Annotated in this window: 17 protein-coding genes; 7 read left to right on the forward strand and 10 right to left on the reverse strand. The window is 48.1% G+C overall.

Annotation, left to right across the window (positions count from 1 at the left end; genetic code table 11):
• Positions 1–317 precede the first annotated feature (317 nt).
• The 7 genes from I8U27_RS14105 to gnd all read right to left on the reverse strand — a co-directional run bounded on the left by I8U27_RS14105 (position 318) and on the right by gnd (position 9754).
• Positions 318–1895 (reverse strand): SagB family peptide dehydrogenase, encoded by a 1578-nt coding sequence (locus tag I8U27_RS14105; RefSeq protein ID WP_181752644.1) that lies wholly within the window; start codon positions 1893–1895, stop codon positions 318–320.
• 21 nt (positions 1896–1916) lie between these two features.
• Positions 1917–3860, reverse strand: a complete 1944-nt coding sequence (locus tag I8U27_RS14110; RefSeq protein ID WP_181752642.1) for a TOMM precursor leader peptide-binding protein — start codon at positions 3858–3860, stop codon at positions 1917–1919.
• A complete protein-coding gene (locus tag I8U27_RS14115) occupies positions 3857–5818 on the reverse strand; it encodes a putative thiazole-containing bacteriocin maturation protein (protein ID WP_181752640.1) in 1962 nt (653 codons plus the stop codon). The genes I8U27_RS14110 and I8U27_RS14115 overlap by 4 nt, the downstream gene beginning before the upstream one ends.
• Before the next feature lie 199 nt (positions 5819–6017).
• Positions 6018–6251: a heterocycloanthracin/sonorensin family bacteriocin gene (locus I8U27_RS21410; RefSeq protein WP_181752638.1), complete on the reverse strand. Its 234-nt coding sequence runs from the start codon at positions 6249–6251 to the stop codon at positions 6018–6020.
• 624 nt (positions 6252–6875) lie between these two features.
• Positions 6876–8222, reverse strand: coding sequence for a DUF4179 domain-containing protein (locus tag I8U27_RS14125; RefSeq protein WP_181752636.1), 1347 nt, complete (start codon positions 8220–8222; stop codon positions 6876–6878).
• Positions 8215–8739: a sigma-70 family RNA polymerase sigma factor gene (locus I8U27_RS14130; protein ID WP_181752634.1), complete on the reverse strand. Its 525-nt coding sequence runs from the start codon at positions 8737–8739 to the stop codon at positions 8215–8217. The genes I8U27_RS14125 and I8U27_RS14130 overlap by 8 nt, the downstream gene beginning before the upstream one ends.
• 118 nt (positions 8740–8857) lie before the next feature.
• Positions 8858–9754: a phosphogluconate dehydrogenase (NAD(+)-dependent, decarboxylating) gene (gnd, locus tag I8U27_RS14135; protein WP_181752632.1), complete on the reverse strand. Its 897-nt coding sequence runs from the start codon at positions 9752–9754 to the stop codon at positions 8858–8860.
• A gap of 285 nt (positions 9755–10039) precedes the next feature.
• Here gnd and I8U27_RS14140 point away from each other — a divergent pair, with 285 nt between their 5' ends.
• Positions 10040–10381 (forward strand): phage holin family protein, encoded by a 342-nt coding sequence (locus I8U27_RS14140; protein WP_181752630.1) that lies wholly within the window; start codon positions 10040–10042, stop codon positions 10379–10381.
• 90 nt (positions 10382–10471) lie between these two features.
• Here the strand turns inward: I8U27_RS14140 and I8U27_RS14145 are convergent, their stop codons facing one another.
• Entirely contained in the window at positions 10472–11110 is a 639-nt protein-coding gene (locus I8U27_RS14145) for a class D sortase (RefSeq protein ID WP_181752628.1), read from the reverse strand.
• A 364-nt stretch (positions 11111–11474) separates the two neighbouring features.
• Complete coding sequence (locus tag I8U27_RS14150) at positions 11475–12479, reverse strand: hypothetical protein (protein WP_181752626.1); 1005 nt, start codon at positions 12477–12479, stop codon at positions 11475–11477.
• Between the two features lie 238 nt (positions 12480–12717).
• Here I8U27_RS14150 and I8U27_RS14155 point away from each other — a divergent pair, with 238 nt between their 5' ends.
• From I8U27_RS14155 to hprK, 3 genes are all read left to right on the forward strand, one after another.
• Positions 12718–13710, forward strand: coding sequence for a PucR family transcriptional regulator (locus I8U27_RS14155; protein WP_181752624.1), 993 nt, complete (start codon positions 12718–12720; stop codon positions 13708–13710).
• A gap of 137 nt (positions 13711–13847) precedes the next feature.
• Entirely contained in the window at positions 13848–14960 is a 1113-nt protein-coding gene (locus I8U27_RS14160) for an ABC transporter ATP-binding protein (RefSeq protein ID WP_181752622.1), read from the forward strand.
• A 73-nt stretch (positions 14961–15033) separates the two neighbouring features.
• Positions 15034–15969, forward strand: a complete 936-nt coding sequence (hprK, locus tag I8U27_RS14165; RefSeq protein WP_181752620.1) for an HPr(Ser) kinase/phosphatase — start codon at positions 15034–15036, stop codon at positions 15967–15969.
• A 37-nt stretch (positions 15970–16006) separates the two neighbouring features.
• Here the strand turns inward: hprK and I8U27_RS14170 are convergent, their stop codons facing one another.
• Positions 16007–16222 (reverse strand): hypothetical protein, encoded by a 216-nt coding sequence (locus I8U27_RS14170; protein WP_181752618.1) that lies wholly within the window; start codon positions 16220–16222, stop codon positions 16007–16009.
• A gap of 459 nt (positions 16223–16681) precedes the next feature.
• Here I8U27_RS14170 and lgt point away from each other — a divergent pair, with 459 nt between their 5' ends.
• The 3 genes from lgt to I8U27_RS14185 are packed head-to-tail and all read left to right on the forward strand — an operon-like array spanning position 16682 to position 18782.
• Complete coding sequence (lgt, locus tag I8U27_RS14175; protein ID WP_181752616.1) at positions 16682–17611, forward strand: prolipoprotein diacylglyceryl transferase; 930 nt, start codon at positions 16682–16684, stop codon at positions 17609–17611.
• 11 nt (positions 17612–17622) lie between these two features.
• On the forward strand, positions 17623–18294 hold the full coding sequence (ppaX, locus tag I8U27_RS14180; protein WP_181752614.1) for a pyrophosphatase PpaX: 672 nt from the start codon (positions 17623–17625) through the stop codon (positions 18292–18294).
• Positions 18291–18782, forward strand: a complete 492-nt coding sequence (locus tag I8U27_RS14185) for an acyltransferase (protein ID WP_181752612.1) — start codon at positions 18291–18293, stop codon at positions 18780–18782. The genes ppaX and I8U27_RS14185 overlap by 4 nt, the downstream gene beginning before the upstream one ends.
• The last annotated feature ends 57 nt before the right edge of the window (positions 18783–18839 follow it).

The following is an 18839-nucleotide window of genomic DNA, read 5'->3' on the forward strand; positions in this document are numbered from 1 at the left end:
GGCGGTTTCTCTCCTCGTTAGACAAACGAACTGCTCAAAATGAAAAGGACCGATCCAAACCGGTCCTTCAATTTGTTATTAGAATATGTTTGGCTCCTAATTCCTTTTCCGCTGTCTATAACAGGGAGGGCCCCGGAAGAGGGATTCTTCACAAGGTAGCTCCAAGCGATTGAAAGAAATCCTGGTGAGCCAACTGGGTTGAGATCGAAGAATTCGACAGAAGAAAAATCGAAATGCAATTCGTTATTTTAACCTGATAAGAGTGTATGCTTCTCATTGATTTTATTTGCACCCTATCCCAGAGATTTATTGCCCCTCTAGCCATGTAAACATCCCTGCAACCAGGGAGGAAGACGGTAAGGGCCGACCGGGATTTGGATGAGGCTGGTTTTAGCTTGCGGAGCCATCTGGTAGATCTCATCACATGAGCTGGCATCAAATCCGAGAAGGGGGTGTCCCCCCATCCCCAGAGCAGATGCGGCCAGCAGTAAACGCTGCACGAGCATCCCGACTTCCATTTGCTGGATGCGGTATCCTCTGTACCCCAGTTTCGTTTTGAGGTGATCCCGCTTCCCTGCCACATGTAAGCAGAGCGGAACTTGGAACAGATTTACATTGTGCAGAGACATTCCCTGTTGCAGCGAGGGGCGTTGATCTCCGAGACGTATCCGCCGCAAGGCATGATCAGTGTCGTCATAGTGATAAGCACCATCGGGAATGCCTTCAATGTTGTACAAACAGCCATAAAGTGAGACACGGGACACGGGCTTCTCTTGTGTTCCGTCCAGATCATTTTGATAGGAAAAGGAAGCTGTGGCCTCTTGTAACAGAGTGGCCAGTTGCGGTTGGCTTACGTTGTGCAAAACGAAGTCCATCCCCGGAGAAAACCGCTTACGGCAGGCCGACGCCAGGTCATATGACAATCGGTTAACACGGGGCAGAGCCAGCCTCTGGCCCTCACAGTTAACACTGTTCTCCATCCCGATCGGGCGAAACGATCGCGTTGATTCCAACCTGGATGCTTCGTTCATCTGGATCAGCACCGGGTATTCCATGACCCTCAGCGACCGGACGTAGTGATCATGCTGAACCGCTGTCAGTTCCCGGCATAATTCGTCGGCGCAGACAGTCCCGTTGTCGTCATTCCTATCAATAAACCAGGAGATCGCTGGTTTAACCGACAGCGGAATAACGCCATACACGCTCTCCTCCTGTTCGGACAGACCGAGTAAATGGTTGACGGCCCGATCAAGAAACTGGAAGTAGACTACAGAGGTAAAGCCAAACCGTTTTGCTGCTTCAAGCAATTGCCCGATCAGTACACCAGCATCCAGACCTTGCAAACGGTAGGAAAAGTTATTATATTTAAAGAAATTTTTCCAAAACAGGGTCGACACAAATACCGCCCCAAAACAGGCCGACACGTCACAGCGATTGCCAAGTACCCGGGCCAGATATGAATCAAAATTGCCTTCGCGCAACAATACCAGGCGGTGGTGTGCCACATCATAATGGTAAACCCCGGCAGGCAAATCCTCCATTTTCAGATATACGTACAATTCGTTTGGATACAACGCCCCGCCAGAGGGAACAAACCGTCGGTTCCACTGCATCAGCCCCTCCTTTTCTTCTGTGGAATTCAGGGCAAAAGCAGACTGGCACAATTGAGTCAGCCCAAATACGTACCAGAGAAGATGGCCGATTTCGTCAACATCGGGCTTGGCGGGTACTTTTCGTCCTTCGAGCGCCAGCGGTACTTCTGGAGACAAGGGAAACACAGGCAGGCGACGGTAGAGCTTATAGGCAAGAGGTGCGTCTTTCCAGTCCACCTCGCCCGTCGGTGTCATCTTGTCAGTGTCAAAATGGAGATTGTGCAGAAATACATCCAGACTCATCCTTCTCCCTCCTGTCACGGCTTATGGAAACGGATGTGGATGTGGATTGAGCTGTTCAAACGTCAGCGGTTGCTGTGTATACCCGAGCTCCACTGGTACCTTCAACACCCTCTCCAGCCCTTCCACGCGGGTAAGGTGATGTCCGAACGTCATTGGCAGCATCCCCGGAATCAGTACTTTCACGCAATGCAGTCTGTTTCGAATCATTTCCGGTGTGGTCTGGTCCACCACAATCACATCGAGGTTCAAGCGGCGGAACACCTGGAGAATGTCCTTTAGATCTTCGGTCAGGTCCGCATGTCTCGCCTGCCCCTTGAATTCCTCGTCAAACGTTCGTAACGGGCGATCTTCATCGAGCAAAAATTGCAGCCGCTCCTGCGCTTGCGGCAACCCGTACAGCATAGAATGATCCTCCATCTGCTGCACCAGGGAGGGATCGTGGAACATTCGCACATACTTCTCCTGATTGGCCTCAAATTTATCGTCAAGTGTGAGCATCATGGCGGCCAACTCGTGAATCGCGCATTTTGCCGCCCGTACCGGGTCCAGATGAGCTCCGGCCGCACAGATGAGATTCACTCCCTTTTGTTTCCTGTTTTTCGCCAGCGCCCAGACGGCTGGAATCCCGTTTTCCATGGTCGAGTTAAACAAATACAGATCATACCCCCCCACCGCCTTCACACGCTCGACCATCAACCGCAATTCCAGATCGTCAGCGGAACAAGGGTCAAGGCGCGGGACAGGCAATTGTGCATACCAGGTCAAAAGGAATGAATCCCTTTCCACCACTTCCAAAATGCCGTAGAATATGGCCTCTTCCAAACTTCCGCCTAACGCGCATCCATTTGAAGTTTCATAGACAAACCCATCCCTGCAGCCCAGGCTGTAATAGGCGAGCAACTCCGGAACCAGAATCGGACGCTCTTGTAAAAACGAATAGCCCCATACCCAATCGATCGGGTAGTCAGGATCAAACGCTTTGAACGGAAAACCAGGCCGCTCATACTGTTCCTTCGCGTGTAACCCTACCTTGACAGGGTTAAGAGCTTGATATTTAAGATTTTGGAAGCTGTCGTGAATCACCGTCCGTTTGCCGTGAGGTGCCAGACCGCCGTATCGCTCCAGGGCTTCTAAAATGGCCGTCAACTCGCTTTCCGCATATGAATTGGTCCGGCCTGATGATGTTTCGTCCGCCGTGAACAACGGCTGATTCACACTCACACAGGCAAACGGTGACACAAGATCATGCATTTTGCCATTCAATAAGCCAGTCCGGGCATCCAGATAGTCTTTGACCAGGACTTCCTGCAGGTCATCCATCGGACGGCAGCGGTAACTGTTCGCGTTGATCTTCGGACTTGGTTGCAATGAAATTCGAGCTGAGGTCGGTGAATCATCAGGCAATTGACCACAAATCCGACAGAGCGGGTCGGGCAGAAAAAAATGGAGTGAGTTTTTTAACGTTTCCAGGTTGATCAAAAACACCCGTCCTTCCGAGTGGGCCCGTCTGTCTTGCAACACCCTCTGTGCCTCCGCCACAACCAGATGAGTCATCTGCAAAAGTCCCGTGCGTGATGCCCACACATCACACGGCATTCCCTCGTGTTCCGCCAGCCTCTGTTGCAACTCCCACATCTCCTTGCGATCGCGTCCTGCCAGGAGTCGTCGCATGTCCGCACACTGGGAGCACCCCGGCGTACCGGGCCGAACCAGCGGTCCGACTACACCCTCACCAAAGGAAACGAAACCGCGCAGCCAGGGAATGCCGGCTATTTGCAACACCTCTTCCGCGTGATGATGAATGGAGGGATACCAGCTATCGTGCAACACCAGTGCCAAATCCGCCGTTTCCGGTTCTCCTGCCTGCAAATCAGTCTGACGAACGACCTTGTATTCCATGGATAGTTCTCCACACACAAATTCTGCCAACAACCCTTCACCGACAACCAGTACAACTGCACTCACCGGGATTCCTCCTCTCGCACCAACACGCCAAACACTGCTCCAAGTTCCTCTTTCAAAAACGGCTCCACTGCCAGATCGAACACCATGAGCCGCTTGCGGTTCCGATTCAAGATCTGCAAGGCGGACTGCAGCAACTCCGATTGTCCGGCTTCTTCACACGCGGGGATCACAAGTCTTTGCGGCGCCTTTTCTTCCAGAAACACGGACGAAACCTCTAACGCTTGCGTCGAGGGGCACACCGCATGGTTTTGTGCCTTGAACAGGGCCTGTTGCAACGCCTTCTGCAAGGCTGTTGTCATGTTCAAACCTGCACTGCCATACCAGCTGCCATCCGTCCCTACCCACACCACAGGAAATCCGAATACTTCCTCTGCCAGGCCAATCACAGGTATTCCTTTGATCGTGGTTAATGTCTCTAAATAAAACCGGCAACGTTCATCTTCTACCGCACTTAACTGCACTCGAAGGACAGAAGGCTTTTGATCGGTCTGTTGCTTCCTCAGCTCCTCGGTCAAACACTTTTGCAACCCGCGACAAACGCCTTCAGCCACAGTTTCCCCCGCTCCTACGCCGACAAATCCTTCCGGTGCTTCCATCCTGCCCTCTACTTCCTGTTGTGAGGGATGAGTGGTAACGAGCAGACCAAGCATGCGCGACAGATACGCTTCAATCCCGGCCAACCCGGCTTCCCGTCGTGCCTCCTCATGTGTCAGACCTGTACAGACAAGCTCCGGCAACAGATCAGCAGGTCCCTCCGACAACGGATCGGCTGCTTGAACGCGGCACTGAGCCAACGGAAGCTGCTTTAAGTCCCCCTCCTCCCAGATATGGAAAATCCCTGATTGGGCTGATGTCAACCGGCTGAAGGCAGGAAGCAATCCGTTCGACTCACTTTTGACCGAACTCCGTTTGAGCCGCAGATCGAGATCTTGCACCCGTTCGGCTGCTGCATGTCGGGTCACCAAAGGGTGGGGGATGAAACAATGCCAGTTCCCTTCCAGCGTTTCCAGATCCAGCAGGAAGAATTTATTCTTTTCCGACTGGGTGATTCCCGTAACCGTTTTGAATAATTCAAACACGATCACGTTGGCCAGCATAGCTCCTGCTGTGGAAGAGAAAGTGTGCAACTGCGGGTCTTTGCAAAGCACGGATTTGTGTATACGACGCCAGGCCGATTCCCAGCAGCCCTCAGAGTCTGGATGAACCAGCGGACCTGCCAGTCCCATTTGCTGCAGACAGACAGCAGGGAGAAACACCTTCTTTTCCTCTCGACAAATCGCATGAAGAACTCTGAGCTCCTCGACATCGCTCTGCTGCGACACGTACAAAATCGCATCAAACATCCGCACAGCCTCCTGCCAGGAATTAACCCTCTCCTTCCGCGGGGTGACCTCCTCCAGAGTCACCTCGGAGTCTGTTTTGCGGGCATATTCCGCAAGTTCCTCCATCCGCTGCCGATTAGTAGGCACCGAGTCTGTGACCAGAACGTGGAACCTGGGCAATCCGGATTCGAACAATGCCGCAACCAACGAAACAAAAAATGGACCACTGCCGACCGCCAACACTTTAGCCTGACGATAGGTCTGAAAACGGTAAGCACCCGAGTCGCCGAAACTATCCAAAAACTTAATCTGAGGAGCATACTTTTTGAGAACCTCATTTGCCAATTGATGCGGACGGTCCTGGCTCACATCCTGAACAAAACCGTTTTGGTACAACAATTCGGCAATTTCATATACCCTGTCCCGGTATGGGTCCGACAATCCGTCTGTCAATTCCTCCAACGTGTGTTCTCCATTGAACATGGGGATCAGTTTTTCAATCCACTGATAGATCGTCCTTCCTTCCATACGGAATGAGACTGAGTTGTTCCGAAAATAGACACCGCCATTTGGATCAGGGATAAAAAACGTGTCCCCTTTCGTTTTCAAACGCATAGAAGGGTTTATAGTTGACATTCCGCGCCTCCTTACCGTGAGCACTTCTCAAATCTGAACTATCACTGTGTAATCTTATGTACTGCTATTTGTCCCACATGCCTTATTTTATAGAGAAGAACCCCTGCCAACCCAAAAACGTGTCTCTGCAGGGGCGACCTCTTCTCATTAAGTAACCGCGGTTAGGAAACTATTCGACGAAACAACCGACACCGCATCCTCATCGGCAAGCGCAAGCACTTCGGCAAGAGCATCGGCAGGCACAACGGAAGCCGCATCCGCATCGGCAAGAGCAAAAGAAACCGAAACCGCATCCGAAAAAGCAAAGGAAACCGAATCCGCCGCATAAAGACACATTAGCATCGTACTGGCCTTGACTTTCCCAGGGCGTCGCCTTCTCCGCCGTGTACTCGTCATACTCCAGATTTTGCAGTTCTTTTTTGAACTGATTCATTTTGATAATTTCCTTTTAAATACAATTAATTGATTGCACCAGCACCGTAACTAGGAACTAGTGACAGAATGTCAAACGGTTGAATTCGCAAACATTCCGACCGTGCGAATATCCCCCCCGACAAAATAACTTATGTCACAAGATCCACTGTTGTTACGGGTCACCGGAAAGAACTGATATATTGGAACTTCTCCCTTATGGCTTATAATGGATTGCCATTTCATATTGGTTTGTGAAAATTACTTTGAGGGATGATTTTCATGGCAAGGAAAGGGCAGAAATTCAAGAGATACAGCTTTGAACTCAAAAAGAAAGCAGTAAAAATGAGGCTCCAAGGAATTCTAAAGCCAACGTTGCCGAAGAGCTGGGGATTCATGATGTGGGGTGACTGAAGGTTTGGATGAGAAAATACTGTGAACAAGGCGATTTTGGGTTAATGGAGACTGGAGGAGAGGCTTATTTCCGTATTGAATGAAATAGAGGAACAGAGCGGGCCTGACAATATTTCCGCCTGTTAGGAGAGGTCAACCCAAACGGTTTAAAATGAAAAGGACCGATGCAAACCGGTCCTTTTTTCTTTCCGTATGATTGGCTTCAGGGAGGAATTCCTCACCAGATTGAATCCTATTTTTGGATTGGAACCTTAATCGCTAAATCATTCCGGTGAATGTTGAGAGGCAACTCTCTCGTCACAAAGGTTAACGGCTCATTCTTTTTCCAGGCTGTAAACTCTGCTACAAACGAATAAGTGTCCGGGTTCTCCACTTTGGGAAGTTTGATGGGCCGATATTTTTTCCCCGCGGCATCTTGTAACTGCAGATCATGAAAATGATCAAACGGCTCTTTCCCGCGTGCTTGATAATGAACGACTGTTTTATTCGGTAAAAATTCAACCCGGTTAATGTGTAAACTTCCGGCTTTTCCTTGTGAGAGAATAACCGGCTTTTCGATCGTGGGCAGATCATCCATTTTTACTTTGTTATACGGAATTGGGAGCTTTACCTTTACACCAGAGGAATCCACAGGTTTTACGATGACGTAACGGGGAATCCGCTTCATTGGTGAAAAAGTCAGTTTATGACTGATCACGTTATTTCCATCAGGCCGCACGCTACTACCGGATTGTTCTAATCTTTGAATGATAATGCCACGGTCATCGATCATCATAAATTGAAGGGACGGAAAACGATCTCTGGCGTCACGGTGTTTAGTTTCTACAATTAATTCAGTTGAGGCATCGGTAAAAGTAACTTTCTTCACCGTTACTGTTACATCTTTTGCCGATTTGGATTTATTTATGGTATAAACTTTCTTCTTTGAAGATATTTTTACTGGAATATCTAATTTTATCTCTTTGTTATCACTGGCTTTTTTGTCAGTGTAAAATAAATTCAGGGTAAACTCTTTTGGCAGCTTTGTCTCCGGGGTTAAATTAAATATCCCATTAAATGTGTGTTCGTCAATTGGATCTCCTGACAATCCCATTCCACTAAATGATCTTTTTCCGTTATATCCAAAACTGAAATGATGAAATAACTTGTCAATATCTAGCTTATCTTTGGATTTGTACACAAAACCGACCGATAAACGGTTTCCGTCGTACAAAACTTCAGAAACCCTGAATGTACCCCCGCTTACTTGAATCTCTTGATTGACAGCTGTGGTCAACCCTTTTTTATTGGCAGTTTTCAAACCGTAATCCCCCGCTGTTTCAAACACAGAGCCAATAACCGGAACCTTTTTAAGCGTTTCGGCCATCGCGGGTGAAACATAACCGGCGGCAATCGTACCCCCGATCAATAGTGCTGCCGCTGTTGAACCGGTGAGCAAGGTCCGCATGATTGGCGATTTTCTTTTCTTTACCGGCAACGATTGCAGGGTTTGATCCAGCCTTTCTCTCACCACGTCAGGCAGTTCCACGGACTTTTCCTGAACAGACAACTCCTTTATCTTTTGTTCGAATCTATTCACCACTGATCACCCTTTCAGCAGAATTCCATCTGTCCCCCAGCGCTTGTCTGGCTCGATGTAAACGCGACTTAACTGTTCCCTCAGGGATTCCGAGTACCCCGGCAATTTCTTTGACGGGCAAATCCTCAAAATAATGTAAAATAATGACCATTCTCAGTGGTTCCTCTAACTGTTCGATCTCTTCTTTAAGTTCAATCAATTCCGATTCCCTACTGACGGCGGGGATGTCCCTTATTTCCTGGATAGAGATAATCTTCTTCCGCTTTCTTAAAATCTGATAACACTGATTGATTAAAATGCGTATCAGCCATGTTTTTGCATAAGCAGGTTGCCTTAACTTATGTATGGATTGATAAGCACTCAATACCGTATCCTGAATCGCATCAGCACAATCTTCATCCAGGTTCAAAATTGCCTTTGCCACCCGGTAAAGGCTTCCTTGGTAATAGCGGATGAAGTGGACAAAAGCATCACGATTCCCTTTTTGCGCCAATTTTACCTCTGCTTCGACGTTCAAGAGAAAGCCTCCTTATCTTATAAACTACTTATTAGATAAAAAAAAGGCGGGTGAGGTTCACAGGGGAGAAAAATTTTTATAAAAAAGGCTCCCTTAAGATCGAGGGAGCTGGTTGACTTTATTTTTTAACCACGGCGTGTCCGCCAAATTCGTTGCGGAGTGCGGCTACCACTTTGCCGTGGAAGGTATCCTCTTCCAATGAGCGGAAACGCATGAACAGAGACATGGCGATGACAGGGGCGGAAGCTTTTTGTTCCAGTGCCGTTTCCACTGTCCATTGCCCTTCCCCGGAAGCCTGCATGACACCGCGAATCTCCTCCAGATTGGGGTCTTTGGAGAAAGCATTTTGCGTCAGTTCCATCAGCCAGCCGCGGATGACGGAACCGTTGGCCCAGACGCGGGCCACATCTTCATAGTTGTAATTGAATGGGCTCTTGTCCAGAATTTCAAAGCCCTCGCCAATGGCTTGCATCATGCCGTATTCAATGCCGTTGTGCACCATTTTGAGAAAATGTCCGCTTCCAACTTCTCCCGCATACAGGTATCCGTTTTTCACGGCTATATCTTTAAAAATGGGTTCAATGGATCGGAAGGACTCCGGGTTGCCGCCGATCATAAAGCAGCCGCCTTCACGGGCGCCGGAGGTTCCGCCTGATGTTCCAACATCCATATAATGAAGCCCGTTGGCCTGCAATTTTTCCGCACGGGCGAGGGTGTGCTTGTAGTTGGAATTGCCGCCGTCAATCACGATATCGCCCCGGCTGAGATGGGGAACCAACTGCTCCAATACCAGGTCAACAGTTTCCCCGGCAGGAACCATCATCCATACTACGCGCGGCGGCTTAAGTTTGGAGGCCAACTCTTCGATGGAAGCCGCCGCAATCGCTCCTTTTTGCTCCAGTTTTTGTGCGGGTTCCGGGTGTACATCAAATGCAACTACTTCGTGCCCGTGATCCAGACAATTGAGAACCAGGTTATATCCCATTTTACCTAAGCCGATCATGCCTAATTTCACTGGATATTCACTCCTTATATGCATAAATGGCTGCAACTATGTATTTCAGTACCGGAGACTTTCATTTGCCGGTTGAAAACAGGGAACTGTGATGAGAGGGCGAATTTTACATAAAAAGAGATTAACATATCCTGGGTTAGAGTTTAATAGGGAATGCTTTTTTCGGAAAAATCATTTCCTTTGAGTTTAAGGAAAGCCGATGGGGGGGAATTGTAAACACTAATAAAAGCTTGTGCAAACAAAGGTAGGAACATGCATGGCATAATAAATGAAGGAGGAGATGATATGAGTTGGCTCATAAAGCTTCTGGTCAATACATTAGCCGTATTTTTAGTAGCCCAGTTTCAGTGGATTCCCGGGATTCAAGTGGAAAACTTGGGTACCGCCTTTCTGGCAGCTTTGATCCTGGGACTGATCAACCTGGTGATCCGCCCGCTCATTCTACTGTTGACCCTGCCTCTTAATATTGCCACTCTTGGTTTATTCACTTTTGTTATCAACGCTCTTCTCTTTTGGTTGACGGGATATTTCGTTGAGGGATTTGAAGTGGGCGGTTTTGTTCCTGCCTTTTTGGGAGCCCTGCTGCTGACCGTACTGTCGTGGATCATGAATGCGATCCTGGATTAAAAAAGAAAAGAACAAAAGGGTGTGCTGCTTTCGGCACACCCTTTCCTGTCTGCGCAGCTTTCTTTTGCTGCGATCCACTCGAATCCTGTTTTATCGACCTTCCAGCGCGTAATTTTTCCCGGTCTCCACTTTTACCAGGTCGGCCTGGATAATATAGCGGTCCGGAGCGTCCCCGACATAGTCAAAGGGATAACAGGTTGTCAATGACAGGACCGGGCGATTAATCGGTACAATAACAGTGCGGTCTTCTGCATGTGTCACCCACCGCTTCCGAATCTGGTAGGTATAAACACTCCCGTTAAATTTGACAAATAATTTATCTCCGTCTACCAGTTTGCCTACATTGCGAAAGACGGTGTCCCGATGGCCGGAGAGAACGACATGGCCGGTTTGATTCGGTTTTACAGTGCCGAATCCCCTATACAGGCCAACCCCTTTTTTCAGCGATTTGTCATCCGTGCCTTCTACAATGGGCAAAATCGCTCCCAATTTCGGGATGACCAGCTCTCCAATTTTGTCACCCATATGTGTTACGGGGGATGTTTGTTTTGTTTCTCCCACTTTGGTCAAAGCGGGAAGGTAAGAACGGTCATCCCAGTCATCCGAAATGGACCTGGCTAATTTCGGGTCCATCACCGCGATGCGGATTTGCCCCCACCATAGATAGGCATTATAGAAAAGGACCACGGCACCAACGGTGATCAAAAGCCAGGCCAGTTTCCGGTTCATAAGAATTCACCCCTTCAGTCATTTTGTTTTATTTTCGGTGATAACAAAAACAGTTGTATATTTATCATACACTTTTTTGGTCCCTGAGGACGACAGCAATAGATTTTCAGGAGTTTAATGTCCCGCTTACTACGCATAAATGATGGATCACAGGCAGATCGGTATCGGCAAATCCATTGACCGGTCTGCCTGTCACCTTCCCCTTGAGCAAATGCTCTTTTCTTTGCAGCTTCGTGAAAATCCTCCCAATTATTTATTCGCAGGAAAGCGCATTTTTTTGTTCAGTTCAGTCTGAAATGATAGTTCCAAATTATGTAAAAAAAGGATGCGCTTAAAAGCACATCCCTCAGGGTTCAGATATTAATTAAGCGCGACGGAATTTCAGCATACCGACACCAACGATCAGCAACAGAAGTCCTGCAAGGGCACCTGTCGGATAAGTGGTAGCGGTTTTTGGCAGTTTTCCGCCTTTGATTTTGTCAAGGTCTTGCTTCCCTTTGCCCGGGTTTGGTTTTGGATTTGCAGGGTTTTGAACTTTGTCTTCATCAACTGTGAAGTCAACATAACCGACTCCATAGGAGCAGTTTTGGCCATCGATGGTTCCTTCAAAAGCAACGATTAGACCATTTTCACCAGCCGGTAATTTGTTTACATCAAATTCATAGGTAAAGGTGGTTCCTTTAACACCTTCAGCTTTATGAGTCACTTCCGGTACTTCTGACTCAATTCCGCCGGCTACAATATACCAGGTACCTTCTGCCTCTTTACCAGGCAGTTTGGCAGTCACTTTCACTTTGTTTCCTTCTTGCTTAAGGTCTACATTGATTTCGCGGAAATCATCTTCAGACGGCTCTTTGCAAGGTTGTGGCTGATCTCCGGGGTTATCACCAGGTTCTTCGCCAGGATTATCACCAGGCTCTTCACCGGGCTTGTCACCAGGTTTGTCACCATTACCGGGCTTATCACCAGGTTTATCATCGCCAGGCTTGTCTTTACATGATTTGATTTCACCCAAATTTACTGTGAGGAATCCTTCTACTCCGGGAACAGTAAGCTTCCAGACATCATCCTTGCTGCCGAGAGGAAGTTTCACATTAGTGCTGGCATTTGCTTTTGCAGTTACTTTTACTTCTTTACCGTCACTTTCACGGGTGAGAGTAACATCGACATCACTTTTAAACAGGCTTTTAACACGTAATTTAACTGTGTCATTTCCAACTTGGCATACGCCGGTCAATTTAAATAAGTCGAGAGAAAGATCAACTTTTACTTCTGTTTTATTTTCTTCCGCAGATGCAACAGGTGCGGAAAATGGCAGGATGGCGAAAACGAGCGCCAGTGTAATAAATAGAGCTGCATAACGCTTCAAATACTTCATCCCCTTTGGAGAATATGGAATTTTTGAATGGATCTTGATGATGGATTATGTATTACCAAAAACCCACTCATCTATTTATTCGCCTGTGATCATTTTTTTGTGATCCGTTTTAGCAGAAAAATAGTTGTCCAAAATGTGACAAAAAATGGAGCCGCTTCCGTTACATCTTCCTCACAACCTGCTGGTATAATGGGTTTAAGGGATTTCAGTCCGGCAGTGAGGTGCTGCAATGAGAACAAGTGACTTAGATGCAAAAATAATCCGCAGATTAGAACAAACGTTGCATACAAAAATCAGAATAGCTGATTCACCGTCTTCGGAAGATCATCATGGTCCATTGTTTGTATTGCCCTCCAAAAAAGTGATCTGCATCGAATCTCCGCTCAATGAGAGAGAACAGGCACTGGTGCAACTAATCCTTGAACAGGCGGGAGAGGGAGGGGTTTCCCGTGAAGATGAGCAGGGATGTTCATTGGCCCGTTGGCTGAAAGCGGCAAGAGAGGAAGAAGATCTGTTTTTCCCGGAGGAAGTGTTGCAGCTTGACTGGAATACGCGGGTCCCTTTTTTGCTGGTATTTGAAGCTGAATTGGACGAGCCCGGCCGGGCTGAGATAGAAACATTACTGGAAGGATACTTTGATGAACAACAAGCATGGATCATTCCCATGGATGGACGGGAATGGGTCATCTTCACACCTGAAGTCCGTCTGACCGAAGAGGAGCATTCCGTGGATGAACGTGATGAGAACCTGGTTCAGGCAGCGGAAGGCCTGGCGGAAGCGGTGGTCAATGAGGGCGGGAAAAAGGTGAGAATCGTGGTTCATCGGGCGATTTCTTCACCTCAAGAGGTAAAAAACATGTGGGTGCATATGCTTCACAGCTACCGGCTCGGACGAAAATTTCATCCGGACCGCACTGTTTATGCTTCATGGAATCTGGGGCTGGAGCAATTATTGCAAAGCCTGGACGCCGATGTTGCAGAAACTTTTCTGTCCAGGTTCCCGTTTCCGGAAATGTTTCTCAATGAAGAAATGAGAAAGACGATCGAGATGTTTTTCCAAATGAATTTGAATATCAGCGAAACGGCGCGACGCCTGTATATTCATCGCAATACGCTGTTATACCGGTTAGACCGCTTCAAACAGGAAACGGGTCTGGATCTTCGCCGCTTTGAAGATGCGGTTTTAGCTAAAATGTCAATGCTGTTAACAAGAGTTCAATAGGTTAGTGTGTCAATCCGGTTCTGTACAATCTGCGCAAAAAAAAGCTTTCAATTTTGTATGGTTTGAATATGTTAAAGCGTTTACAACATTCGTTACAATAGAATTACATTGAAAGCTCACAGGGAGGTCAGACATCAATGGCACAGGTAAGGCTGAACCACATCTATAAACGTTATAGTGGCGATGTTACCGCAGTGAAGGACTTTCATCTCGATATTAAAGACAAGGAATTTTTAGTTCTGGTCGGACCGTCCGGTTGCGGAAAATCAACTACCCTGCGCATGATTGCCGGTCTGGAAGATATTTCAGAAGGAGAACTTTACATCGGGGACCGTTTGGTCAATGATGTGGCTCCCAAAGACAGGGATATTGCTATGGTATTCCAAAGCTATGCTCTCTACCCGCATATGACGGTTTATCAGAATATGGCGTTTGGATTGAAGCTGCGCAAGTTTAAAAAAGATGAGATTGAAAAGCGAGTGCGTGAAGCTGCTAAAATTCTCGATATCGAACATCTTCTGGACCGCAAGCCCAAACAGCTGTCAGGGGGTCAGCGCCAACGGGTTGCCCTGGGGCGCGCGATTGTCCGTGAACCGCAAGTGTTCTTGATGGATGAACCTTTATCCAACCTTGATGCCAAATTACGTGTGCAAATGCGCACAGAGATCAGTAAATTGCATCAGCGTCTGGAGACTACTGTCATCTACGTGACCCACGATCAAACAGAAGCGATGACGATGGGGGACCGGATCGTGGTGATGAAAGACGGTGTGATTCAGCAAGTTGACACTCCGACCGAGATTTACAACCACCCTGCAAACATGTTTGTGGCCGGCTTTATTGGGTCTCCGGCGATGAACTTCGTTGACGGATCTTTAGCAGAAGAAGGCGGAGACATCTATTTTGTCTCAAATGGCGTGAAGGTTAAAATTCCCGGTGGCCGTGCCGGAACCTTGCGGGAAAAAGGTTATGTCGGGAAAGAAGTGATCTTCGGAATCCGTCCGGAAGCAGTCCATGATGAACTTGCGTTTATTGAGGCATCTCCTGAAAGCGCATTTGAGACAAAGGTAGAGGTTGCCGAAAATATGGGATCTGAAATGTACCTCTACTTGAGCGGTTTCGGTGACAAATGGCTGACTGCGAGAGTGAGTGCACGGTCGCAATTTGCACCCGGTGCACAGATCAAGCTGGCATTGGATATGAACAAAGCGCATATCTTTGACAAAGAAACCGAGGAAACGGTACTCTAATAGAAATTCAAGCGGCGGCTGATGGATCAGTCGCCCTCTTATTCGTGAAGCCTCTTTTAAGGAGGAGGGGAAGATGGCCAAGAAAGTAACTGTGAAAGATATCATTCAAAAATTTGATCTGGAAGTGTTGAGTGGCTGGGACCAATTAGACCGGACTGTCCATGTATCAGACCTCTACCGGCCGGGTTTGGAACTGGCGGGGTTTTTTACTTATCACCCCGTGGAGCGTCTGCAACTGCTCGGGAAAACAGAATTGTCATTTATCAGGGAATTAACCCGGCAGGAGAGAGAAGAACGTATGCATAAATTATGTCATCCGGATATTCCCTGTTTTGTTGTCACCCGTAATTTTGAGGTTCCTGCTGAATTGATAAAGGCGGCGGAGGAAAAAGGGGTTCCGATATTACGTACGGCTCTTTCCACAACGAAGTTCGGCAGCAAACTGACCAACTATCTGGAAAAGCATCTGGCGCCGACCACAACCATGCATGGGGTACTGGTTGATGTGTATGGGATTGGAGTTTTGATCACCGGCAGCAGTGGAATTGGGAAGAGTGAAACAGCACTGGAACTGGTGAAGAGAGGGCATCGCCTCGTTGCGGATGATGCGGTGGAAATCCAGCAGACCGGTGAGGGAACGCTGGTGGGCCATGCCCCTGAACTGATTCGATACCTGCTGGAAATCCGCGGCCTGGGTATTATCAATGTGATGACACTGTTTGGTGCGGGAGCCGTTCGGGATAAAAAGAAGATTTCCCTGGTAATCCGCCTGGAAGCATGGCAGGAACAGCGCCAGTATGACCGCCTTGGACTGGATGAGGAGCGAACCCAGATTATTGATACATTTTTGCCTCAGTTGACGGTTCCGGTACGACCCGGACGAAATTTGGCGGTCATTATAGAAGTAGCGGCAATGAACTTCCGCTTAAAAGGTCTCGGGTATGACGCGGCACAGCAGTTTGTGCAAAAGCTGGGAGAAACGATTGAGGATGCGGATGATTTAGATTGAAAAAGACCTCTCCTGCCTGGGGTGACGGAGAGGCCTTCTATTTATCCCACGAGAATTCCCGACCGGCCCGGCTTGTTTTGGGCTTTTCCCAATGGGGATAATAGACAAATTGGATGGGATCATTATGTAAACAACCGGGAGTGCTGCAGAACCCGTTGTTTCCTTTTACAACCACACAGTTCTTTTGACCGCATTCTACACAATCGTAGGTTGGAGATTCAGTCTCATCCTCATAGGAATTTATTTCAATCAAAATGTGTCCCTCCTGGTGCTTGTCTTCTTATTTTATATGAAGGGTCCTCCGGGTGTCTATCTCCAAGTTGTAACCTTTTTCCATGGTCTCAACCAGCGTTTTAGATCTGTTCATTTTTCTGTGTAAAGTGTTGTGTGTCACAGGGGGAGAGCAGGATTACTGTCCCGCTCAGATTGGCGCCCTGGGAGGAAATAGAATTGGCCGTTCCAAAAACTGCACAAGGGGCTCGGCAAAAAAGGCAGGGAAGCGGGGCAAGGAAGAATTGCCTTGCTTTTTTCCCTTGTTCCGTTTTTTCCGCTCGGTCGGTCGCCCAAAAATCGCTCCCAGAAAACCTGCCTCCCGCATGATTCAAACGTTCATTGTCAGCAGGTGAATGTTTTCTTTGCGGGAAGTTTTGGGTTACAATAGGGACGGATTGGTTTTTTGACAAGGATCAACAGGAAGAAGGGAGCACTTTTCATGGTTTTGGCATCGGTGATAGATCCGGTTGCTTTCTCTATTGGACCGCTCCAAGTCCATTGGTATGGCGTTATTATGGGAACCGCCGCTTTACTGGGCTTATGGCTGGCGGTGAGAGAAGGAGAGCGCCGTGGCATAAATAGTGAAAAACTTCTCGATATGATGATCTGGGTGATTCCATCTGCAATCGTGGGAGCGCGCCTCTATTATGTCTTATTTAAGTGGGAATATTACGCAAGTCATCCTGCTGACATTCTGGCTGTCTGGAAAGGCGGCCTGGCGATCCACGGCGGTCTGATCGGTGCCTTTATCGCAGGATACCTGTTTGTCCGGAAACATAACTTGCGTTTTCTGGCGATTGCCGATATTGTGGCCCCGAGCATTATTTTGGGACAGGCGATCGGCCGCTGGGGCAACTTTATTAACCAGGAAGCCTACGGAGGCCCCGTGGAACGTGCATTCCTGGAAGGATTGCATTTGCCCGGCTGGCTGATTGAGCAGATGAACATACAGGGAGTTTATCATCATCCTACCTTTTTATATGAATCGCTGTGGAATCTGGCCGGATTCGGAATTCTTTTGCTGCTCAGGGCGGCCAATCCCCGGCGTGGGGAGATTTTTTTCAGCTACTTGATTTGGTACTCCATGGGGCGGTTTTTTATTGAAGGTTTACGTACGGACAGTTTAACCTTTGGCGGCCCTGTTTGGCTGGAAAACCTTCTCGGCATCATCTGGTCGCCGATGAAACTCCTGTTTGAACCCGGGATGATGGAAGGCGGCAATATCCGCATTGCCCAATTGATGAGTCTCGCCCTTGTGCTGTTTGCGCTGGGATTGATCATTTGGCGCCGTGTAAAAGGAAAAGCGGATGAGTCGTATAAAAGCACCGAGTCACAAGGACAGACCAAGGTTCAGATGAACAAGGCGTAGAGGTGAAAATAGTGAAGTATCCTTTTATTCTATTTGACTTGGATGGAACACTGATTAACACCAATGACCTTATTTTAGCTTCCTTTATGCATACACTGAACGCCCATTGTCCCGGGAAATATACAGAAGCGGATGTACTTGCCTGCATGGGGGAACCATTGCTGGATCAAATGGAGCGGTTTGACCCGGCCCAGGCGGAACAAATGGTTCAGACCTACCATACCCACAATGTGGCTCATCATGATGACTATGTAAAGGAGTTTCCTCATGTGCGGGAAGTTCTGGGGCGTCTGCAAGAGGCCGGCGTAAAAATGGGTGTTGTTTCCAACAAAAGGCGAAAAGTAGTGGAGATGGGGCTGAAGTTGTTCGGTTTAGACCGGTTTATGCAAGTGGTCATCTGCTATGGGGAAGCAGAAAAAGCCAAACCGGAACCGGATATGATCCTGTTGGCCCTGGAAAAACTGGGAGCAATGCCGGAACAAACGCTGATGGTTGGAGACAGCCGCTATGATTTGCTCGCAGCCCGGCGCGCCCGTGTGGCTTCGGCCGCGGTGGCATGGAGCTTGCATGCTGATGAATTGGGTCAGTATGATCCTGATTATTTTTTGAATGACATGCGCGATTTGCTTGATGTCCTGGAAATCCCCGCTCTAACTGCGAATCCCAAGGGAGACCCTCAATGAGAAAGACTGAACGGTTCCCTGTCTGCGGAAGCAACTCATTGTGGCAGGTGTATCAGACCGTTTCCTTTTGGAAGGTATGCAAAAATACGCTGGTCATCCTCATAGCCAGATATACCCCTTTTATGGGGGTGAAAAACTGGCTTTATCGGACATTTTTAGGGATGAAAGTGGGCGAACAGACAGCAGTGGCGTTTATGGTCATGATGGATATTCTGTTTCCCGAACGGATTCACATTGGCAAAAATACGATTATCGGTTATAACTCCACTATTCTTACACATGAGTATTTAACGACAGAGTATCGGCTTGGTGATGTCCGTATCGGTAACCATGTTATGATCGGAGCCAACACAACCGTTCTGCCCGGTGTGGTTATAGGAGATCATGCGGTGATCGGAGCGGGGTCCGTGGTGACCAAAGATGTTCCGCCGTACACGTTTGCCGCCGGAAACCCGATTCGCTTTATCTGTACGAAAACAAAGGAATAGACATTTATAACAACTGCCATCCAACCGGCGGTTGTTTTTTTGATCACAAAAGCGTCA

It is taken from the genome of Paenactinomyces guangxiensis, assembly GCF_016055185.1.
Classification (GTDB): domain Bacteria; phylum Bacillota; class Bacilli; order Thermoactinomycetales; family Thermoactinomycetaceae; genus Paenactinomyces; species Paenactinomyces guangxiensis.